This window comes from Nocardia sp. NPDC058244, assembly GCF_042882065.1.
Lineage (GTDB): Bacteria > Actinomycetota > Actinomycetes > Mycobacteriales > Mycobacteriaceae > Nocardia.
The window spans coordinates 1142199-1160673 of record NZ_JBHVWX010000001.1 but is presented as its reverse complement, the minus strand read 5'-3'; the positions used below and the strand labels follow the sequence as shown (position 1 = coordinate 1160673).

Genomic DNA, 18475 nt, shown 5'->3' with positions numbered 1-18475 from the left:
ATTCGCGATCGCACAGGAAGACGCCGATGGCCTCGCAGCTGACACTCTCGGCGCAGCGCGCTGCGCTGGAACGAGAGTGGGAGCAGTGGGTGCCCGCGGGCGGGTCCGCGCCGGGAACGGGGAGTTCGGCGGTGCGGACAGAGGTCGCGCAGTCGTGGTTGCGGTCGCTGCGGACGGTGGATCCGGGGCGCGACTGCGCGCCGGAGAGCGAGCTCGACGACATCGGGCCGCGGTGGGCGGAGTCGCCGCTGCGGGGGCCGGTCACCGAGTTGAGCGAGCAACTGCGCGGCGCCGCCGAGGCCGGATTCGTGGCCGCGGTCACCGACGCCTCGGGCACCATCCTGTGGACCGACGGTGGACCGGTCATGCGCAGACGGGCCGAACAGGTGAATTTCGCGCCCGGCGGGCGCTGGGACGAGGCGCACATGGGCACCAACGCCCTCTCGCTCGCGCTGCGCACCGATCAGCCGCACACCGTGTTCTCCGCCGAACATCTCGTCGCCGCCCTGCACGGCTGGGTCTGCTACTGCGCGCCGATCCGGGGCGCCGACGGCACCCTGCTCGGCGTGCTCGACCTGTCGACCACCTGGAAGCGCTCGCACCCGCTGGCCATGGCGACCGTGCGCACCATGACCAGCGCGATCGAGTCGAAACTGCACGCCGCCACGCCCGCGCCCGCCGGGATGCGGCTCACCTGCCTCGGCACCGGTCGGCTGCTCCGCGATGGCACCCCGATCCGGCTGCGCCCGCGCCAGCTCGAGATCCTCACCCTGCTCGCCCTCGACGACGACGGCTACAGCCACGAACGCCTGCACTACGCCGTCTACGGCGATCGCGCGGTCGGGGCGAGCACCCTGAAATCGGAGATGTCCTACCTGCGCCGCGCCACCGGCGGCGACATCACCAGCCGCGTCTACCGCTTCACCACGGCCCTGTCCTGCGACGCCGTCGACGTACTGCGCGCGCTGGAATCCGGCGACCTCGACAGCGCCGTCCGGCTGTATCACGGTCCGCTGCTGCCGGATTCGGACACCCCGGGCATCAGCGAATGGCGCGACTACCTCGCGGTCGCCATGCGCAACGCCGTGCTGGCCAGCCCCGACGCCGACCACGCGCTGACCTACGGTGAGGCCGCCCCCGACGACATCGCCGTCCACGAACACGCGCTGGCCCTGCTGCCCCCGCGCGACGCGCGACGCGCGGTCGCCGCGGCCCGCCTGCACAGCGCTCTTCGCGCCTGATCGGTCCGGCTTCAACGTTTCATCAACCCTCGCGGCGGATAGTGATGGGCGTCACGCTTCACCGGAATCAGCGAGGAGCCTCCGCACATGATCTACGCCAAGCCGGGCACCGAGGGCAGTATCGTCAGCTACGCGCCGCGGTACGACAATTTCATCGACGGCAAGTGGGTTCCGCCCGTCGAGGGCCGGTACTTCGAGAACACCTCGCCGGTGGACGGCCAGCCGTTCTGCGAGATCGCCCGCTCCACCGCCGCCGACATCGAGCTGGCGCTGGACGCCGCGCACCGGGCCGCCGACGCCTGGGGTGAGACCTCCGCGGCCGAGCGCGCCAACATCCTGAACAAGATCGCCGACCGGATCGAGGCCAACCTCGAGGCCCTCGCCGTCGCCGAGACCTGGGACAACGGCAAGCCGGTCCGCGAGACCCTGGCCGCCGACCTGCCGCTGGCGGTCGACCACTTCCGCTACTTCGCCGGTGTGCTGCGCGCGCAGGAGGGCGGGATCAGCGAGGTCGACAAGGACACCATCGCCTACCACTTCCACGAGCCGCTCGGCGTCGTCGCGCAGATCATCCCGTGGAACTTCCCCATCCTGATGGCCACCTGGAAGCTGGCGCCCGCGCTCGCGGCCGGTAACGCCGTGGTGCTCAAGCCCGCCGAGCAGACGCCCGCCTCGATCATGAAGGTGGTCGAGCTGGTCGCGGATCTGCTGCCGCCGGGTGTGCTCAACGTCGTCAACGGTTTCGGCGTCGAGGCGGGCAAGCCGCTGGCGTCGAGCCCGCGCGTGGCCAAGGTCGCCTTCACCGGCGAGACCACCACCGGCAGGCTGATCATGCAGTACGCCAGCGAGAACATCATCCCGGTGACGCTGGAACTGGGCGGCAAGAGCCCCAACATCTTCCTGCCCGACGTGATGGCCGCCGACGACGATTTCCTGGACAAGGCGATCGAGGGCTTCGTGATGTTCGCGCTCAACCAGGGCGAGGTCTGCACCTGTCCCTCGCGCGCGCTGATCGCGTCCTCGATCTACGACGAGTTCATGGCCCGCTGCGTGGAGCGCACCAAGGCGATCGTCAGCGGTAACCCGCTCGACGAGGCCACCATGATCGGCGCGCAGGCCAGCAACGATCAGTTCGAGAAGATCCTGTCCTACATCGACATCGGCAAGAAGGAAGGCGCCGAGGTGCTCACCGGCGGCGCGGTCCGCGCGGTCGACGGGCTGGCGGACGGCTTCTACATCGAGCCGACGATCTTCAAGGGCAGCAACGACATGCGCGTGTTCCAGGAGGAGATCTTCGGCCCGGTCGTCGCGGTGACCACCTTCGACTCCACCGACGAGGCGCTGAAGATCGCCAACGACACCCTCTACGGCCTCGGCGCCGGCGTGTGGACGCGCGACATGAACACCGCCTACCGGCTCGGCCGCGGCATCAAGGCGGGCCGGGTGTGGACCAACTGCTACCACGCCTACCCGGCGCACGCGGCCTTCGGCGGCTACAAGAAGTCCGGCATCGGCCGCGAGAACCACAAGATGATGCTCGAGCACTACCAGCAGACCAAGAACCTGCTGGTCAGCTACTCGCCGCAGAAGCTCGGCTTCTTCTGATGGTGCGGCGCGTCGACCTCACCGAACAGGCGGCGACGCTGCTGCGGGAACTGACCGGGCAGCACGGCCCGGTCATGTTCCACCAATCCGGCGGTTGCTGCGACGGCAGCTCCCCGATGTGCTACCCACGCGGTGAATTCCGCGTCGGCGCCTCGGACGTGCTGCTGGGATATCTGCCGGGCGACACCCCGTTCTGGATGAGTGCCGACCAGTTCGAGTACTGGAAGCACACCCATCTCACCGTCGACGTGGTGCCCGGCCGGGGCAGCGGTTTCTCGCTGGAGGCCCCCGAGGGCGTGCGGTTCCTGATCCGCTCGCGCCTGCTCACCGACGCCGAGGTGGCCGAGCTGGACGCCCAGCCGCCGCCACCCACCGGTGACACCGTTCCACAGTGATGTGAAACACGCGTTGTCACATCGTTTCCGCAGGTCGGCGGCGCTCGATACGCGCCGCTGACCTGTGGGATCCACGGCCGTAACAGTCGTCAACCATTCTTCAACCCTCGACGATCACCGTTGCCGTCGCTACGCGCTTGTTTGTTGATGAGGAGCTTTCCTGTGAGTACCGACGCGATTCCCGGCACGGGTGCGGAGACGCCCGCCGACGACTATCTCGCCAAACGCACCCTGCGCTCCGGCTCGGCCGGCTGGGTGCTGCTGGCCGGTCTCGGCGTGAGCTACGTGATCTCCGGTGACTACTCCGGCTGGAACTTCGGCCTCGCCGAGGGCGGTTTCGGTGGTCTGCTGATCGCCGCGATCGTCATCGCCGCCATGTATCTGGCCATGGTGCTCGGCATGGCCGAGCTGTCCTCGGCCCTGCCCGCGGCGGGCGGTGGCTACACCTTCGCCCGGCGCGCCCTCGGCCCGTGGGGCGGATTCGCCACCGGCACCGCGGTGCTCATCGAGTACGCGATCGCGCCCGCCGCCATCGCCACCTTCATCGGCGCCTACGTGGAATCGCTGAACCTGTTCGGGATCACCGACGGCTGGTGGGTGTATCTGGCGGTGTACGCGCTGTTCATCGGCATCCACCTGGGTGGCGCGGGTGAAGCGCTCAAGGCGATGTTCGTGATCACCGCGATCGCGCTGGTCGGCCTGGTGATCTTCGCGGTGGCGGCGCTCGGCGAGTTCGACGTGGCCAACCTGACGAATATCGCGCCCGACCCCGACGCCACCGGTTCCTCGTCCTTCCTGCCGTTCGGCTACCTGGGCATCTGGGCCGCGATCCCGTTCGCCATCTGGTTCTTCCTGGCCGTCGAGGGCGTGCCGCTGGCGGCCGAGGAGGCCACCGAGCCGGAGAAGAACGTGCCCAAGGGCATCATCGTCGCGATGCTGCTGCTGGTCGTCACCGGCGCGGTGGTGCTGGTCCTGGTGACCGGCGCGCTCGGCGCGCAGGGCGCGTCGACCTCGGGCAACCCGCTGGTGGAGGCGCTCGGTGACGGCGCGGCGGCCAAGGTGGTCAACTACATCGGCCTGGCCGGTCTGATCGCCAGCTTCTTCTCCATCGTCTACGCCTACTCCCGGCAGACCTTCGCGCTCTCGCGGGCCGGCTACCTGCCCACCAGCCTGTCGGTGACCAACTCCCGCAAGGCGCCGGTGCTCGCGCTGATCGTGCCCGGCCTGATCGGCTTCGCCCTCTCGCTCACCGGCGAGGGCGCGATGCTGCTGAACATGGCCGTGTTCGGCGCCGCGGTGAGCTACGTGCTGATGATGGTGAGCCACATCGTGCTGCGGGTCCGCGAGCCGAACATGCCGCGCCCCTACCGCACCCCGGGCGGCATCGCGACCACCGCGTTCGCGCTGGTCATCGCGGCGGCCTCGGTGGCGGCGACCTTCCTGGTCGACCCGAAGGCGGCGCTGTTCACCCTCGGTGTGTTCTGCGCCTTCATGGCCTACTTCGGCCTCTACAGTCGCAAACACCTGGTCGCCAAGTCCCCCGACGAGGAATTCGCGGCATTGGCCAAGGCCGAACAAGAACTCGAGTAACCCGCACCACGAACCCCGCGAAAGGAGGCGGCACCCGATGACCGTGTACCGCAGCTCTGTCGGCGTCACGACCTACACGTTCGACGGCCTGGTCGATCTCCTCGCCAAGGCGACGCCCGAACGCAGCGGCGACCAGCTGGCCGGTTGCGCCGCCGCGACCGATGCCGAACGGGCGGCCGCGCAGTGGGCCCTGGCCGACGTGCCGCTGACCACCTTCCTCGACGAGGTGGTCGTGCCGTACGAGACCGACGAGGTCACCCGGCTGATCATCGACAGCCACGACCGGACCGCGTTCGGCCCGATCGCGCATCTCACCGTCGGCGGGCTGCGGGACTGGCTGCTCGCGGTCGCCGCCACCGACGACGCGGCGGCCACCCTGGCCGCGGTCGCGCCGGGACTGACGCCGGAGATGGTGGCGGCGGTCAGCAAGATCATGCGCAATCAGGATCTGATCGCCGTCGCCAAGGCGACCGTGGTGACCGCGGGCTTCCGCACCACCATCGGTCTGCCGGGGCGGTTGAGCACCCGCCTGCAGCCCAACCATCCGACCGACGACCCGCGCGGGATCGCCGCCGCCACCCTCGACGGGCTGCTGCTCGGCTGCGGCGACGCGGTGATCGGCATCAACCCGGCCACCGACTCGCCCCAGGCCACCGCCGACCTGCTGCACCTGCTCGACGAGGTCCGGCTGCGCTTCGACATCCCGACCCAGTCGTGCGTGCTCTCCCACGTCACCACGACCATCGGCCTGATCGAGGCCGGTGCGCCGGTGGATCTGGTGTTCCAGTCGGTGGCGGGCACCGAGGGCGCCAATGCCGGTTTCGGCGTGAACCTGGCGCTGCTGCGCGAGGGCAACGAGGCCGGGCGCTCGCTCGGGCGCGGCACCGTCGGCGACAACGTGATGTATCTGGAGACCGGACAGGGGTCGGCGCTGAGCGCGAACGCCCATCTGGGCGTGGGTGATCGGCCGGTGGACCAGCAGACCCTGGAGGCGCGCGCCTACGCCGTCGCCAGGGAGCTGCGACCGCTGCTGGTGAACACCGTCGTCGGGTTCATCGGGCCCGAGTATCTCTACGACGGCAAACAGATCATCCGGGCCGGGCTGGAGGACCACTTCTGCGGCAAGCTGCTCGGCCTGCCGATGGGCGTCGACGTCTGCTACACCAACCACGCCGAGGCCGACCAGGACGACATGGACACCCTGCTCACCCTGCTGGGCGCGGCCGGATGTGCCTTCGTCATCGCGGTGCCGGGCGCCGACGACGTGATGCTCGGCTACCAGAGCCTGAGCTTCCACGACGCGCTCTACGCGCGGCAGGTGCTGAACCTGCGCCCCGCACCGGAATTCGAGGCGTGGCTGTCCGGGCTCGGCATGCTCGACGCCAACGGCCGGATCCGTCAGGTGGCGCCGCTGTCGTCGCCGCTGCGCGCCCTGGCGGCGAACCGATGAAACCCACTGCGACGAAACCAGTTCTGCGCATCGTGCGATCGAACACCGAGCCGAGAGGACACGTCGTGGGCGAGCCGACACCGGACGAACGGGCCGAAGCCGCGGTGGCCCAGGAGTTCTGGCGCGATCTGCGGCGCAACACCCAGGCCAGGATCGGTCTCGGCCGCACCGGCGACGCCCTGCCCACCACCGAGGTCCTGACCCTGCGGGCCGCGCACGCCGCCGCCCGCGACGCGGTGCACGTCCCGCTCGACGTGGACATCTTCACCGAGCAGATCGCGAGCATGGGCCTGGGCGACCCGGTGACCGTGACCAGCAAGGCCGCCGACCGCTCGGAATACCTGCGCCGCCCCGACCTCGGCAGGCTGCCCGCCGACCTGTCCGGCCTCGGCGACCACGGGGCCGACATCGGTTTCGTGCTCGCCGACGGGCTGTCCCCGCGCGCGCTCACCGACCACGGCGCGGGCCTGCTCGCGGCACTGGCCGACGAACTCGCCGACCGCTACACCCTCGCCCCGCCGGTGATCGCCACCCAGGCGCGCGTCGCCCTGGGCGACCACATCGCCGAGGCCATGGGCGTGCGGACGGTGCTGGTGATCATCGGGGAACGCCCCGGCCTCTCGGTCGCCGACAGCCTGGGCATCTATCTCACCCATGCCCCGCGCCCTGGTCGCGCCGACGCCGAACGCAACTGCATCTCCAACATCCATCCGCCCGACGGCCTCACCTACGCCGACGCCGCCCGCGTCGTGGCGGGCCTGGTGGCGGGCGCGCGCGAGCTAGGCCGCTCGGGCGTCGACCTCAAGGACACCTCGCGCACCGGCGCGCTCACCGCCTCCGACCCGCTGACCATCGACGGGGCTTGACTCTCCCCACGCGGGAGAGTCCACGCTGGGTGCCATGAAATTGGACCTGGCCAAGACCGACCGCCCCTACTACACCGCCCCGGCCGACCCTGTCCTGCGCACCTTCCCGACCTACTCCTACCTCACCGCGCCCGGCCGGGGCGCCCCCGGCGGAGCCGCCTACAGCGCGGCCGTCGAATCGCTGTACCGCGCCGCCTACGGCGCGAAGAAGCAGGCCAAGGCCGCTGGCACCGATTTCGTCGTGCCCAAGCTGGAGGGCCTGTGGTGGGTGGAATCGGACCTGCCGCCGCTCACCGTCCCGCGCGACGAATGGCACTGGAAGCTGCTGATCCGCATGCCCGAGCCGGTCACCGCGGACATGGTCGACGGTGTCGGATTCGAGCAGCTCACCGAGGGCGAGGCGATCCAGGTGCTGCACGTGGGACCGTTCGCCGACGAGCCGGCGACCCTGGCCCGGATGGACGCGTACATGGCCGAGCACGACCTGACGATGAACGGCCTGCACCACGAGATCTACCTGTCCGACCTGCGCCGCACCCCACCGGAAGCGACACGGACGATCCTGCGCCACCCGGTTCGCCGCGAGCGGGAGCCGATCGCTCCCTAGAGTGATCTCCATGATCCGCACCGCCGCCCTCGCCCATGTCCGCGACCGCAGGCTGATCCAGACGCGCCCGGAGGGCAAGGACGTCTTCTACATGGCGGGCGGCAAGATCGATCCGGGCGAAACCCCCTTAGAGGCGCTACATCGCGAAATCGAGGAAGAACTCGGCGTCGGGCTGTCCGGCGTCGCCGAACTCGGCATCTTCGAGGCCGAGGCCTTCGGCCACGGCCGCAACACCGGCCTGCACATGACCTGTTTCCTCGCCGACTTCACCGGCGAACCCCACGCCACCGGCGAGATCGCCGAATTCCGCTACTTCACCGTCAGCGAATACGCCGCCATGGACCACGTGGCCCCCGGCTCCATGATGGTCTTCCGCCGCCTCCACGAACTCGACCTCATCGATTGGTGACCACCCGAGCGGTGCGCTGGCTAGATTCGACCCCGGCGGAGGAGGAATGGCGATGCGGATCCGGCATGTGAAGCTGCCAGTGAGCGACTTGCGGCGCAGCGCCGCCTGGTACCGGGAGCTGCTCGGGCTCTCGCTCGCGGGAGAATTCGCGGAGGCGGGCGTGGTGCGCGGCGTGCAGCTGATGCACCCGTCCGGATTCGGGATCGCGCTGCGGGAGCGAGCCTTCTGCGCGGGCACGCCGGATCTGGGTGGATTCGATGTGTTCGCGCTCGAGGTCGATACGGTCGACGAGCTGCATCGGATCGCCGCGGTGGCCACCGGGATGGGCGCCGAGATCTCCGGAGTGGGTGACCGCGGCGAGTACGGCGCGGCGCTCGACGTGATCGATCCGGACGGGCATGTCGTCCGGTTCCTCGCCAACAACCCGTTCCGGGCCGACCGCTTCCTCGGCGTCGATTTCGACGACGCGGGCGGGTTCGCGGTGTACACCGAGCCGACCCTGCCCGCGCAGGGTTGACCACGCCCGTTTCGGCGAAACGTTGTGTCCCGGTGCGACGATCACACTCTCGTGACGGGGACAGAGATATTAGGCAGCACCGAATTGTCCGCGGCCGAGCGCAGGGCGGCCCTGCGCAGGCTCGTGGTCATCTTCGGGTTGATGAACAAGATGATCGAGCTCAGCGCGACCGGCGCGCCACGGCAGCTGGCCGAGCACGCGGCCGCCGCCAGGGATCTGGTCGGCGAGCTGGTGACCGATATCGCGCAGCTGCCCTAGCTCAGTCGGTTTTCGGGGTCTGCGGAGCGCCGTCGCCGGTGTCCGGCTCGATGGCGCCCGGTTCCGTGCCCTCGTCGGCCTTCTGGTCCGGTTCCGGGTGCTCGGGCTCGAACGTCTCGGGCAGGCCCTTGAGATGCTTGTTCATCGAGCGCACGAGCAGCACGGTGCCCGCCAGCAGGATCAGGATGACCAGCAGGCCGAGCGGCGACGCCTTGCCGAACTCGGGTCCGGTCGGGGTGTTCTGAGCGAGGTAGACCAACATCACCGGTCGGCGTCCTCGATGCCGGCGAACAGGTCGGTCTCCGGGATGGCGGTGCTCACCCTCGTCTTGGCCAATTCGAACTCCTCGGTCGGCCAGAGCCGCTGCTGCATCTCCAACGGGATCGCGAAGAACGCCCCGTTCGGATCGATCTGGGTCGCGTGCGCGCGCAGGGCGTCGTCACGCTGGGGGAAATATTTGGAGCATTCGATCTGGGTGGTGACCCGGCCCCAGGAATCGCCGCGCTTGAACTGCTTCATCCGGTCCAGCCACTCCTGCAGCGGGAACGGTTCGCCGATGCGCTCGTACTCCTCGGCGAAGGCCTCCAGGCGCTTCATGCTGAAGCCGTGGTCGTAGTAGAGCTTGAGCGGCGTCCACGGCTCGCCCGCCGCGGGGAACTTCGCCGGATCGCCCGCCGCCTCGTACGCGGCCATCGACACCTCGTGGCACCGGATGTGGTCCGGATGCGGGTAGCCGCCGTTCTCGTCGTAGGTGGTGATCACGTGCGGCTGGAACTCGCGCACGACGCGCACCAGCGCCTCGGTCGACTCCTCGAGCGGCACCAGCGCGAAGCAGCCCTCGGGCAGCGGCGGCAGCGGGTCGCCCTCGGGCAGGCCGGAGTCGACGAAGCCGAGCCAGTGCTGGCGCACACCGAGCGCGTGCGCGGCCGCGGCCATCTCCTCGCGCCGGACCTCCTCGATCCGGTCCAGGACGCCGGGGGTGTCCATCGCGGGGTTGAGAATGCTGCCGCGCTCGCCACCGGTCAACGTCACGACCAGGACGTCCACGCCCTCGGCCGCGTACCTGGCCATGGTCGCGGCGCCCTTGCTCGATTCGTCGTCGGGGTGTGCGTGCACCGCCATGAGGCGAAGGCCACTCACGTCTCGTTCACCATCGCTCTCGCTCGCGGGTGTCAGAACTTCGTTCCCTATAGTTCCATCCGACCCCCCGTTTGTTCCGACCACCCCCGGGAGCGAGAAACCGATGACCGAGCCCGCACCGGACTCCGCGGCGACCTCGGCCGCCGCCGCAGCCCGACACGCCGACCGTTACGGCACCAAACCACCGGCGCGTCGGACATGGCTGCTGGTCGTGCTCGGGATCGGTGTGCTGGTCGCCGGGGTCGGCGTCGCCTTTCTGGGGTTCCAGAAGTACGGCCCGAAGGCGATCGAGACCGAGCAGCTCGGCTACGTGGTCGTCGACGACTCGACGCTGACCGTGCGGATGAAGGTCACCCGCGACAACCCGGAGCAGGCCGTCGTCTGCTTCGTGCGGGCCATGGACCGCGACAGCGCCGAGGTCGGCAGGCGCGAGGTATTGGTGCCCGGATCGGACTCCACCAGCGTCCAGGTGACCACCACGGTCAAGTCCTCCGCGCGTCCGTCGGCGGGCGACATCTACGGCTGCACCGAGCAAGTACCGGGCTATCTGCGCGTGGAATAGCAGCCTCGCCTAGCCTGACCTGCATATTTATGAGACATGCTAAAATGGCCTGATACACGGTTCCGGGGCTCGGAGCCGTGTTTGCTGCATTGGCGGCCAGCGGTGCTGTTTCCGGGTTACGGGTTCACCCCCCAGGATCGCTCCAGCCGTCGGGCTGGTGCATGCCCTCCTCCGGAGGGTATCGCGCTGGTTTCAGGGAATCCCGGTGCGCCGGGAACAACTACTAGGGAGTGATCGAGATGACCGAGAATGTGACCTGGCTTACCCAGGAGTCGCACGACAGGCTCAAGGGCGAGCTGGACTCGCTCATTGCCAATCGTCCGGTCATTGCCGCCGAGATCAACGAGCGCCGCGAAGAGGGCGACCTCAAGGAGAACGGCGGCTACCACGCCGCGCGTGAGGAGCAGGGCCAGCAGGAGGCGCGAATCCGCCAGCTGCAGGAACTGCTGAACAACGCCAAGGTCGGCGTCGCCCCCACCAAGTCCGGTGTGGCTCTGCCGGGTTCGGTCGTCACCGTGTACTACGACGGCGACTCCGACGACACCGAGACCTTCCTGATCGCGACCCGCGAAGAGGGCCTCGGCGCCACCAACCTGGAGACCTACTCGCCGAACTCCCCGCTGGGCGGCGCGCTGATCGACGCCAAGGTGGGCGAGACCCGCGAGTACACGCTGCCCAACGGCAACACCATGAAGGTGACGCTGGTCAGCGCCGAGCCGTACCACGGCTGATCCTGGCCTGACCGAGCCCGCACCGACCGAACCCGAACGCGAACGGCCGCATCCGAACATCGGATGCGGCCGTTTCGTCATCTGGGGGTCCCGGTCAGCTCAGTGCCTGCTCGACATCGGCGAGGAGATCGCTGATGTCCTCGATACCGACCGAGAGCCGCACCAGGTCGGCGGGGACCTCCAGCGCCGAACCCTCGGTGCTGGCGTGGGTCATCGCGCCCGGGTGCTCGATGAGCGACTCGATGCCGCCCAGCGACTCGGCCAGGGTGAAGATCTCGGTGCGCGAGCAGAACTTCAGCGCCGCCTCGCGGCCGCCGGCCAGCCGCACCGAGATCATGCCGCCGCTGCGGCGCATCTGCTTCTGCGCGATCTCGTAGCCGGGGTGGGTCGGCAGGCCGGGGTAGATCACCTGCGAGATGGCCGGGTGGTTGGTCAGGAACTCCGCGATCACCTCGGCGTTGTCGCAGTGCTTCTCCATCCGCACGGCCAGCGTCTTGATGCCGCGCAGGGTGAGGAAGGCGTCGAACGGGCCGGGCACGGCGCCCGCGCCGTTCTGCAGGAACGCGAACGCGGTGTCGAGTTCCTTGCTGTTGGTGATCAGCGCGCCGCCGACGACGTCGGAGTGGCCGCCCAGGTACTTGGTGGTCGAGTGCACGACGATGTCGGCGCCGAGCAGCAGCGGCTGCTGCAGGTACGGGGTGGCGAAGGTGTTGTCGACGACCAGCTTGGCGTCGGCCTCGTGCGCGATATCGGCCAGCGCGGGAATGTCACCGATGCTCAGCAGCGGGTTGGTCGGCGTCTCGATCCACACCAGCTTGGTGTTCGGGCGGATGGCCGCGCGCACCTCGTCGAGGTTCGCGATGTGGGCGGGCGAGTGCTCGATGCCCCACTGGCTGAAGACCTTGTCGATGAGCCGGAAGGTGCCGCCGTAGGCGTCGTCGGGGATCACGATGTGATCGCCGGGGCGCAGCGTGGCGCGCAGCGCGCAGTCGGTGGCCGCCATGCCGGAGGCGAAGGCCCGCGCGAAGATGCCCGATTCGAGGGCGGCGAGGTTGCCTTCCAGCGCGGTGCGCGTCGGATTGCCGGTGCGCGCGTATTCGTAGCCGCCGCGCATGCCGCCGACGCCGTCCTGGGCGAAGGTGGAGCTCGCGTAGATGGGCACGTTGACCGCACCGGTCTGAGGATCGGGTTCATATCCGGCGTGGATGGCCCTGGTCGAGAATCCCAGCTCACTCATGGCCCCAGACTAGTTGGCCGGTTTCGGGGCCGTGCGCAGGGGTATTCGCGGTGTACCAAGTGCCGGATTCGCCGAAGACCGTGCGGCTACGCTGGCGCCATGGTGACTGTCGAAGAGTTGTTCGCGATCGACCCGTTGCTCTCCCCGGAGGAGCGCGAGATCCGCGACACGGTGGCCCGTTTCGGCGAGCGCAGGCTGCGCCCGCACATTGCCGAGTGGTTCGAGGCAGGCACCTTCCCGGCCAGGGAGATCGCCCCCGAACTCGGCAAGCTCGGCCTGCTCGGCATGCACCTGGACGGCTACGGCTGTGCCGGGGCGTCGGCGACCGCCTACGGGCTGGCGTGCCAGGAACTCGAGGCGGTCGACTCGGGCGTGCGCAGCATGGTCTCGGTGCAGGGCTCGCTGGCGATGACCGCGATCCATTTCTTCGGCTCCGAGGAGCAGAAGCAGCAGTACCTGCCCGCGATGGCGGCGGGCGAGGTGATCGGCTGCTTCGGTCTCACCGAGCCCGACTACGGCTCCAACCCGGGCGGGATGCGCACCAGGGCCAAGCGCGACGGTGACGACTGGGTGCTCAACGGGTCCAAGATGTGGATCACCAACGGCTCGGTGGCCGATATCGCCGTCGTCTGGGCCTACGCCGAGGATCCGGGCCGGGACAAGCCGCGGGTGCGTGGCTTCCTTGTGCCCGCGGGGACGCCCGGCTTCACCACCCGCGAGATCCACCGCAAGCTGTCGCTGCGCGCTTCCCTCACCGCCGCACTGGATTTCGACGACGTCCGGCTGCCCGCCGACACGGTGCTGCCCGAGTCGGGTGGCCTGAGCTCGCCGCTGGCGTGCCTGAGCGAGGCGCGCTTCGGCATCGTCTTCGGCGCGCTGGGCGCGGCCCGGGACTGCCTGGCCTCGGCGATCGACTACGCGCGCACCCGCGAGGTGTTCGACAAGCCGCTGGCCGCCTACCAGCTCACCCAGGCCAAGCTCGCCGACATGGCCCTGGAACTCGGCAAGGGCCAGTTGCTGGCGCTGCACCTTGGCCGGTTGAAGGACCGGCACGAGATCACCGGCGAGCAGATCAGCGCGGGCAAGCTCAACAGCACCCGCGAGGCCATCGCGATCGCCCGCGAGTGCCGAACCATCCTGGGCGCCAACGGGATCACGCTGGACTACCCGGTGCTGCGGCACGCGAACAACCTGGAGTCGGTGCTCACCTACGAGGGCACCGCCGAGGTGCATCAGCTCGTGCTCGGCAAGGCGCTCACCGACGCCAACGCCTTCCGCTAGCCGGATCCGGACCGGTCGGGATCAACGCCCGGCCGGCACTCCCGGCCCGCGCCCGGCGACCGGCGCGGGCCGAATCAGGCCGCCCGCGAAGGCGATCGCCAGTATCGCGAGCACGACGGTCAGGACCGTGAGCGCGATCGGCACGGTGATCGCTGCCGGGATGCCGAGCACCGTCAACGACGCCAACCCGCCGCAACCCCACGCGAACGCGGCGACGAGACGGCCGAGCAGCGGGGCGTACGGCGACCGGCGCAGCGACCGGACGACGCCCTCACGCGCCAAATACCCTGCGACAGCAGGAAATATCGGGGTCATGCCGAGCAGCTGGATGGCCGGTTCGGTGACGTCCACTACAGGCCCCTTCGCTCGCCGTGTCGGTTAGCCGAAAGTTGTCTCGAGTCGGTGCTACCCGCTCAGAATCCCCCCGGCGCCCCGTTGACGCAACTCCGCCGCACCCCGCGACCAGCGATAGACCCTTGACGACGACAGTGATCTGCGCCACAATTCTAACTGTGTTAGGTGAAACTACTCGCGATAGGCAGGCCGAACGCCGTGAGGCGACGCGGCGGGAGATCCTGCAGGTCGCGTGGGAACTCGCCAGGGAGAACGGGCTGGCGCAGATCACCCTGCGCGATGTCGCCGCCAGGGTCGGCATGCGCGCACCCTCCCTCTACACCCATTTCGCGGCCAAGCACGCGATCTACGACGCGATGTTCGAGCAGGCGTGGGCCGAATACGAGGCGCACGCGGCCCGGGTCACCGCCACGTTGCCCACCGCGCCGCGGCCCCGGCTGCTCGCGCTCGCCTACAGCTTCTTCGATTTCGCGGTGGCGGACCTGGCCCGCTACCAGCTGATGAATCAGCGCACGGTGCCCGGATTCGAGCCGTCGCCCGCGGCGTTCGCGCCGTCGGTGCGGGTGGTCCGCGAAGCCGTCGCCATGTTCGCCGAGGCAGGTGTCACCGATCGGGGTGACATCGAGATCTGGTTCAGCCTGATCGGCGGCCTCATCGACCAGCAACTCGCCAACGATCCGGCCGGCGACAGCCGACGCAGGCTGATCGAACGCGCGATGACCATGTGGGCCGACAGCGTCGGCCTGCCCCCGGAACCGAGGGACCCGCCATGACCACCACGACCCCGGCGCCGACCACTCCGCGCCGCAGCGCCCTGCCCCGCCCCGACTCGATGACGCTGGCCGCGACCGAATACACCCGCGTCGGCGCCGCCCTCGCGGCGCTCGACCCCGCCGACTGGGACCGGCCCACCGATTGCCCGGAATGGACTGTGCACCAGCTGATCGCCCACGTGGTCGGCATGGCCGCGATGACCGCGTCGCTCCCCGAGATGATCCGGCAGAACCGGGTCGCCGATCGGCGGCCGAACGGCGAGGAACAGCGCATCGACGCGCTGACCGCCTTCCAGGTCGCCCGCTACGGCACGCACTCCCCCGCCGAGCTCACCGCCCTGCTCGCCCGCCTCGGCCCGCGCGCCGCGGCCGCCCGGCGCAGGCTGCCCGGCTTCCTGCGCAAGCTGACGATGCCCGGGTCCGAGCGGGTCAACGGGGCCGACGAGCGCTGGACGGTCGGCTACCTGACCGAGGTGATCCTCACCCGCGACCCGTGGATGCACCGGATCGACCTGAGCCGGGCGACCGGGCGACCACTCGAGCTCACCGCCGAGCACGACGGACGCCTCGTCGACGATGTCGTCCGCGAGTGGGCCCAGCGCCACGGCGCCTCCTACCGGCTCACCCTGCACGGCCCGGCGGGCGGCACCTGGGCGAGCGGCCCGACCGCGGCACCGGCCATCGAGCTGGACGCGATCGAGTTCTGCCGCATCGTGTCCCGGCGCGCCGACGGCACCGGTCTGCTGAGCACCGAGGTGCCGTTCTGACCCGCTAGCCGACCGCGGGCAGTTCCAGGTTCTCCCGGTAGGTGCCCGCCAGGTAGTCGGTGTCGACGAGCCCGCGCCTGCGCAGTTCCGGCAGCAGCCCGTTGACGACGAAGTCGCGGGTGCGCTCCTCGGCCAGGCCGCCGAGGGAGATCACGTCGAGCACGTTCGCCCGGTAGCGCTCCTCGATGGCATCGGCGAGCTGTTCCGGGGTACCCGCGGCGGCCCAGTGGCCGGTGTCCTTGGCGGCGACGATCAGCTCGCGCAGGGTGGCGCCGGTGGCGGCGAGCTTGCTGAAGATCTCCACCCGGCCCCGGCGCCGACGCACCGTATCGAGTTGCGGGAGCAGGCTTTCCGGGAGCGGCTTGTCCAGCGGCAGCTCGGACAGGTCGATGCCGCCGCCGAGCATGTCGGCCAGCTGACGGCGGCCCGCGTCGAAGTCGGTGGCCTCGGCCGCCTCGCGGACCAGCCGGGCGGCCTCGGCCTCGGTGGCGCCGTAGGTGGCGTGGAAGGAACTGAAGATGAGCGGAAGTCCGTCGGGCCTGCCGAGTTCCGCGGCGCGGGTGCGGATCTTCTTCGTGTAGGTGACCGCGTCCTCGAGCGTCGGCAGCGAGGTGAACACCACCTCGGCGAACCGCGCGCCGAGCTCGATGCCGCCCGCCGACTGCCCGGCCTGGAACTGCACCGGCCTGCCCTGCGGCAGCGGCGGGATGTTCAGCGGGCCACGGACCGAGAAGTACTGTCCCGCATGGTCGATCGGCCGGACGAGCGCATCGTCGAGCACCGCGCCACCGTGCCCGTCAGGCCGCAGCGCGCCGGGCCGCCAGCTGTCGAACAGCGCGTTGGTCACGGTCAGCACCTCGCTCGCGCGGGCATAGCGCTGCTCCGGGCTCGGCAGGTCACCGTCGCCGTAGTTCTCCTCGCCGAGCGAGGAGGTCACCGCGTTCCACGCCGCGCGGCCGTTGCTGACGTGATCGAGGGTGCCGAACAGCCGGGCCAGATTGTAGGGGTGGTGGAAGGTCGTGGTGACCGTCGCGATGAGGCCGACGTGGGAGGTCACCGCGCTCAGCGCGGCCAGCTGGATCAGCGGTTCCTGCGCCCCGATCGCCCCCTGGGCCCCGAAGGCGAGCAGGTCGGCCGCGAACACCGCGCCGATCTTGTTGTCCTCGGCGATCCTGGCGATCCGCTGCGCCTCGTCGAGGGTGGAGCGGGTCGGATCGAGTGCGGCCGCGTAGACATCACGCGACCCGCTCACGCCCGTGACGGTCTTCAACTTGCGGCGTTCGGTGCCCATACCCGCCAGTCCAGCAGGGCGGTGGCGGGCCCGACCATGGTTGCGCTCAACACAATTCGAGCGGAATGCGCGGTAGCGCCCGGTTAGCCACCGGCCGATATTTCGAGATTGTTACCATTTGGTGGTGTTTGCGCCCGGCCCCGCGTTGCTCGAATTATCGGCACGTCGAAATCTGCGACAACTGAATACCGTGTACGGAATTCCCGCGGCGGCCGCTGCCGCGCGAGCGCCCGGATTGTCCGCGCAGCTCGATCAGCACGCCGCGGCGGTGCGTGACATTCTCACGTTCGGCGTCGACGGGTCGGCGCGTATCCCGATCGCCATTCTGCTGTCCGGTTACGCGCGCGGACTGCTCGATCACGTCGCCGAAGCGCTGCTGCCCACCGCCCCGCACTCCTGGCACACCGCCGATTGGTGGCAGCTGCGCCTGGCCGCGGTCTGCCTGCACGCCGAACCCGCCTGACACCGGAATCGGCGCTCCGCCACCGGGCACGGTGACGGAGCGCCGGCGCCGGTCGGTTCATCGAGCCGTTTCGCCGCCCCAGTCCGGTCGGCCCTGCTCCGGGTAGCCCGCGCCAGGGGCGACCCATTCCTGCGCGCCTTCGGTGCGCGCGGGCTGCCCGCTCGCCCGCGCCGCGTCCTCACGCCCGCGCTGGTAGGCCTCGGCATGGCCCTTCATCGCGGGCATCTCCGCCTCGAGATTGCCGAGCCAGCTGTTCCAGCGCTGCTCCATGGGCCTGACCAGGCCACCACCGACACCGACCACCAGGATGCCGCCGATGGTGGCGAGCACGGCGATCAGGATCGGCGTGGTCACCGAGGTCGCGACACCGATCTGGTTCAGCGCGGCGATGATGCCGATACCCCAGATGAACACCGCGGCGATCCGGCCGAGCATCCGGCCGTAGGACAGCCCGCCGAGCACCGAGGTGACCAACTCGCTCACCGCGTGCGCGATGGCGGCCGCGATCACCACGATCACGATCGCCACCGCGGCCTTCGGCAGCCAGGCCACGATGCCGGTGAGCAGATCGCTGACCGGATTGGGCCCGAAGACCCCGAAACCGATCTGCAGCGCGATCAGCAGAATCGCGTAGTAGGCGATCTTCGCCAGCAGATCGGAGGCGTCGTATCTACTGCGGGACATCATCTTCTGGAGCTGCCCGCGCTCCACCAGCCGATCGAAGCCGACGCGTTCGAGCACCGCGTCGACGATCTTGGCGACTACTTTCGCGATGATCCAGCCGATCACCAGGATGGCGACGAACGCGGCCAGTTTGGGAAGGAATTGCGCGACCGAACTCCAGGCATCGGTGAAACCCTGCTGGAAATCGATCGCGATCACGGAGTTGTCCACAACACGTCCTTTCGCTCGTCCCGCCCCGGATGCCGTCTTTCGGT

The 18475-nt window shown here is 69.6% G+C and carries 22 protein-coding genes; 16 read left to right on the top strand and 6 right to left on the bottom strand.

Features of this window, described 5'->3' with window-relative positions:
* Nucleotides 1-26: 26 nt before the first annotated feature.
* From ACFVW6_RS05400 to ACFVW6_RS05355, 10 genes are all read left to right on the top strand, one after another.
* Nucleotides 27-1241 carry a transcriptional regulator gene (locus ACFVW6_RS05400; RefSeq protein ID WP_378823458.1) on the top strand — a complete coding sequence of 405 codons (1215 nt, stop codon included), beginning with the start codon at nt 27-29 and terminating at the stop codon, nt 1239-1241.
* A gap of 87 nt (nt 1242-1328) precedes the next feature.
* Nucleotides 1329-2846, top strand: coding sequence for an aldehyde dehydrogenase (adh, locus tag ACFVW6_RS05395; RefSeq protein WP_357342999.1), 1518 nt, complete (start codon nt 1329-1331; stop codon nt 2844-2846).
* A complete protein-coding gene (locus ACFVW6_RS05390) occupies nt 2846-3241 on the top strand; it encodes a DUF779 domain-containing protein (RefSeq protein ID WP_378823460.1) in 396 nt (131 codons plus the stop codon). The genes adh and ACFVW6_RS05390 overlap by 1 nt, the downstream gene beginning before the upstream one ends.
* A gap of 162 nt (nt 3242-3403) precedes the next feature.
* Entirely contained in the window at nt 3404-4831 is a 1428-nt protein-coding gene (eat, locus tag ACFVW6_RS05385; RefSeq protein WP_387790819.1) for an ethanolamine permease, read from the top strand.
* A gap of 37 nt (nt 4832-4868) precedes the next feature.
* A complete protein-coding gene (locus tag ACFVW6_RS05380) occupies nt 4869-6281 on the top strand; it encodes an ethanolamine ammonia-lyase subunit EutB (RefSeq protein WP_357342993.1) in 1413 nt (470 codons plus the stop codon).
* A 65-nt stretch (nt 6282-6346) separates the two neighbouring features.
* Nucleotides 6347-7147, top strand: a complete 801-nt coding sequence (gene eutC / locus ACFVW6_RS05375; RefSeq protein ID WP_378823465.1) for an ethanolamine ammonia-lyase subunit EutC — start codon at nt 6347-6349, stop codon at nt 7145-7147.
* Nucleotides 7148-7181: 34 nt separating this feature from the next.
* Nucleotides 7182-7754 carry a GyrI-like domain-containing protein gene (locus tag ACFVW6_RS05370; RefSeq protein ID WP_378823467.1) on the top strand — a complete coding sequence of 191 codons (573 nt, stop codon included), beginning with the start codon at nt 7182-7184 and terminating at the stop codon, nt 7752-7754.
* A gap of 10 nt (nt 7755-7764) precedes the next feature.
* Complete coding sequence (locus ACFVW6_RS05365; protein ID WP_355273161.1) at nt 7765-8163, top strand: NUDIX domain-containing protein; 399 nt, start codon at nt 7765-7767, stop codon at nt 8161-8163.
* A gap of 52 nt (nt 8164-8215) precedes the next feature.
* Nucleotides 8216-8680, top strand: coding sequence for a VOC family protein (locus ACFVW6_RS05360; RefSeq protein ID WP_378823469.1), 465 nt, complete (start codon nt 8216-8218; stop codon nt 8678-8680).
* A gap of 51 nt (nt 8681-8731) precedes the next feature.
* Complete coding sequence (locus ACFVW6_RS05355) at nt 8732-8938, top strand: hypothetical protein (RefSeq protein ID WP_378823471.1); 207 nt, start codon at nt 8732-8734, stop codon at nt 8936-8938.
* A 1-nt stretch (nt 8939) separates the two neighbouring features.
* Here the strand turns inward: ACFVW6_RS05355 and ACFVW6_RS05350 are convergent, their stop codons facing one another.
* Both ACFVW6_RS05350 and mca read right to left on the bottom strand, forming a co-directional pair.
* Complete coding sequence (locus ACFVW6_RS05350; RefSeq protein WP_355274601.1) at nt 8940-9200, bottom strand: hypothetical protein; 261 nt, start codon at nt 9198-9200, stop codon at nt 8940-8942.
* On the bottom strand, nt 9200-10060 hold the full coding sequence (gene mca, locus ACFVW6_RS05345; RefSeq protein ID WP_378825565.1) for a mycothiol conjugate amidase Mca: 861 nt from the start codon (nt 10058-10060) through the stop codon (nt 9200-9202). Before mca ends, ACFVW6_RS05350 begins: the two co-directional genes overlap by 1 nt.
* 121 nt (nt 10061-10181) lie before the next feature.
* Between mca and ACFVW6_RS05340 the strand changes: the two genes are divergently transcribed.
* Nucleotides 10182-10640, top strand: coding sequence for a DUF4307 domain-containing protein (locus ACFVW6_RS05340; protein WP_355273171.1), 459 nt, complete (start codon nt 10182-10184; stop codon nt 10638-10640).
* Between the two features lie 239 nt (nt 10641-10879).
* Nucleotides 10880-11371, top strand: coding sequence for a transcription elongation factor GreA (gene greA, locus ACFVW6_RS05335; RefSeq protein ID WP_110036717.1), 492 nt, complete (start codon nt 10880-10882; stop codon nt 11369-11371).
* Between the two features lie 94 nt (nt 11372-11465).
* On the opposite strand, the gene ACFVW6_RS05330 is transcribed toward greA, so the two are convergent.
* Nucleotides 11466-12608: a cystathionine gamma-synthase gene (locus tag ACFVW6_RS05330; protein ID WP_378823474.1), complete on the bottom strand. Its 1143-nt coding sequence runs from the start codon at nt 12606-12608 to the stop codon at nt 11466-11468.
* Between the two features lie 99 nt (nt 12609-12707).
* Between ACFVW6_RS05330 and ACFVW6_RS05325 the strand changes: the two genes are divergently transcribed.
* Nucleotides 12708-13889 (top strand): acyl-CoA dehydrogenase family protein, encoded by a 1182-nt coding sequence (locus ACFVW6_RS05325; RefSeq protein ID WP_378823476.1) that lies wholly within the window; start codon nt 12708-12710, stop codon nt 13887-13889.
* A gap of 21 nt (nt 13890-13910) precedes the next feature.
* Here ACFVW6_RS05325 and ACFVW6_RS05320 read toward each other — a convergent pair whose 3' ends face one another.
* Nucleotides 13911-14240, bottom strand: a complete 330-nt coding sequence (locus tag ACFVW6_RS05320; RefSeq protein ID WP_378823478.1) for a hypothetical protein — start codon at nt 14238-14240, stop codon at nt 13911-13913.
* Nucleotides 14241-14401: 161 nt separating this feature from the next.
* On the opposite strand from ACFVW6_RS05320, the gene ACFVW6_RS05315 reads away from it, so the two are divergent.
* Both ACFVW6_RS05315 and ACFVW6_RS05310 read left to right on the top strand, forming a co-directional pair.
* Entirely contained in the window at nt 14402-15016 is a 615-nt protein-coding gene (locus ACFVW6_RS05315) for a TetR/AcrR family transcriptional regulator (RefSeq protein WP_378823480.1), read from the top strand.
* Entirely contained in the window at nt 15013-15783 is a 771-nt protein-coding gene (locus ACFVW6_RS05310) for a maleylpyruvate isomerase family mycothiol-dependent enzyme (protein ID WP_378823482.1), read from the top strand. The genes ACFVW6_RS05315 and ACFVW6_RS05310 overlap by 4 nt, the downstream gene beginning before the upstream one ends.
* 4 nt (nt 15784-15787) lie before the next feature.
* Here ACFVW6_RS05310 and ACFVW6_RS05305 read toward each other — a convergent pair whose 3' ends face one another.
* Nucleotides 15788-17074: an NtaA/DmoA family FMN-dependent monooxygenase gene (locus ACFVW6_RS05305; RefSeq protein WP_378823484.1), complete on the bottom strand. Its 1287-nt coding sequence runs from the start codon at nt 17072-17074 to the stop codon at nt 15788-15790.
* Between the two features lie 190 nt (nt 17075-17264).
* Here ACFVW6_RS05305 and ACFVW6_RS05300 point away from each other — a divergent pair, with 190 nt between their 5' ends.
* On the top strand, nt 17265-17537 hold the full coding sequence (locus tag ACFVW6_RS05300) for a DUF6401 family natural product biosynthesis protein (protein ID WP_378823487.1): 273 nt from the start codon (nt 17265-17267) through the stop codon (nt 17535-17537).
* Between the two features lie 57 nt (nt 17538-17594).
* On the opposite strand, the gene ACFVW6_RS05295 is transcribed toward ACFVW6_RS05300, so the two are convergent.
* Complete coding sequence (locus tag ACFVW6_RS05295; RefSeq protein WP_378823488.1) at nt 17595-18431, bottom strand: hypothetical protein; 837 nt, start codon at nt 18429-18431, stop codon at nt 17595-17597.
* Between the last annotated feature and the right edge of the window lie 44 nt (nt 18432-18475).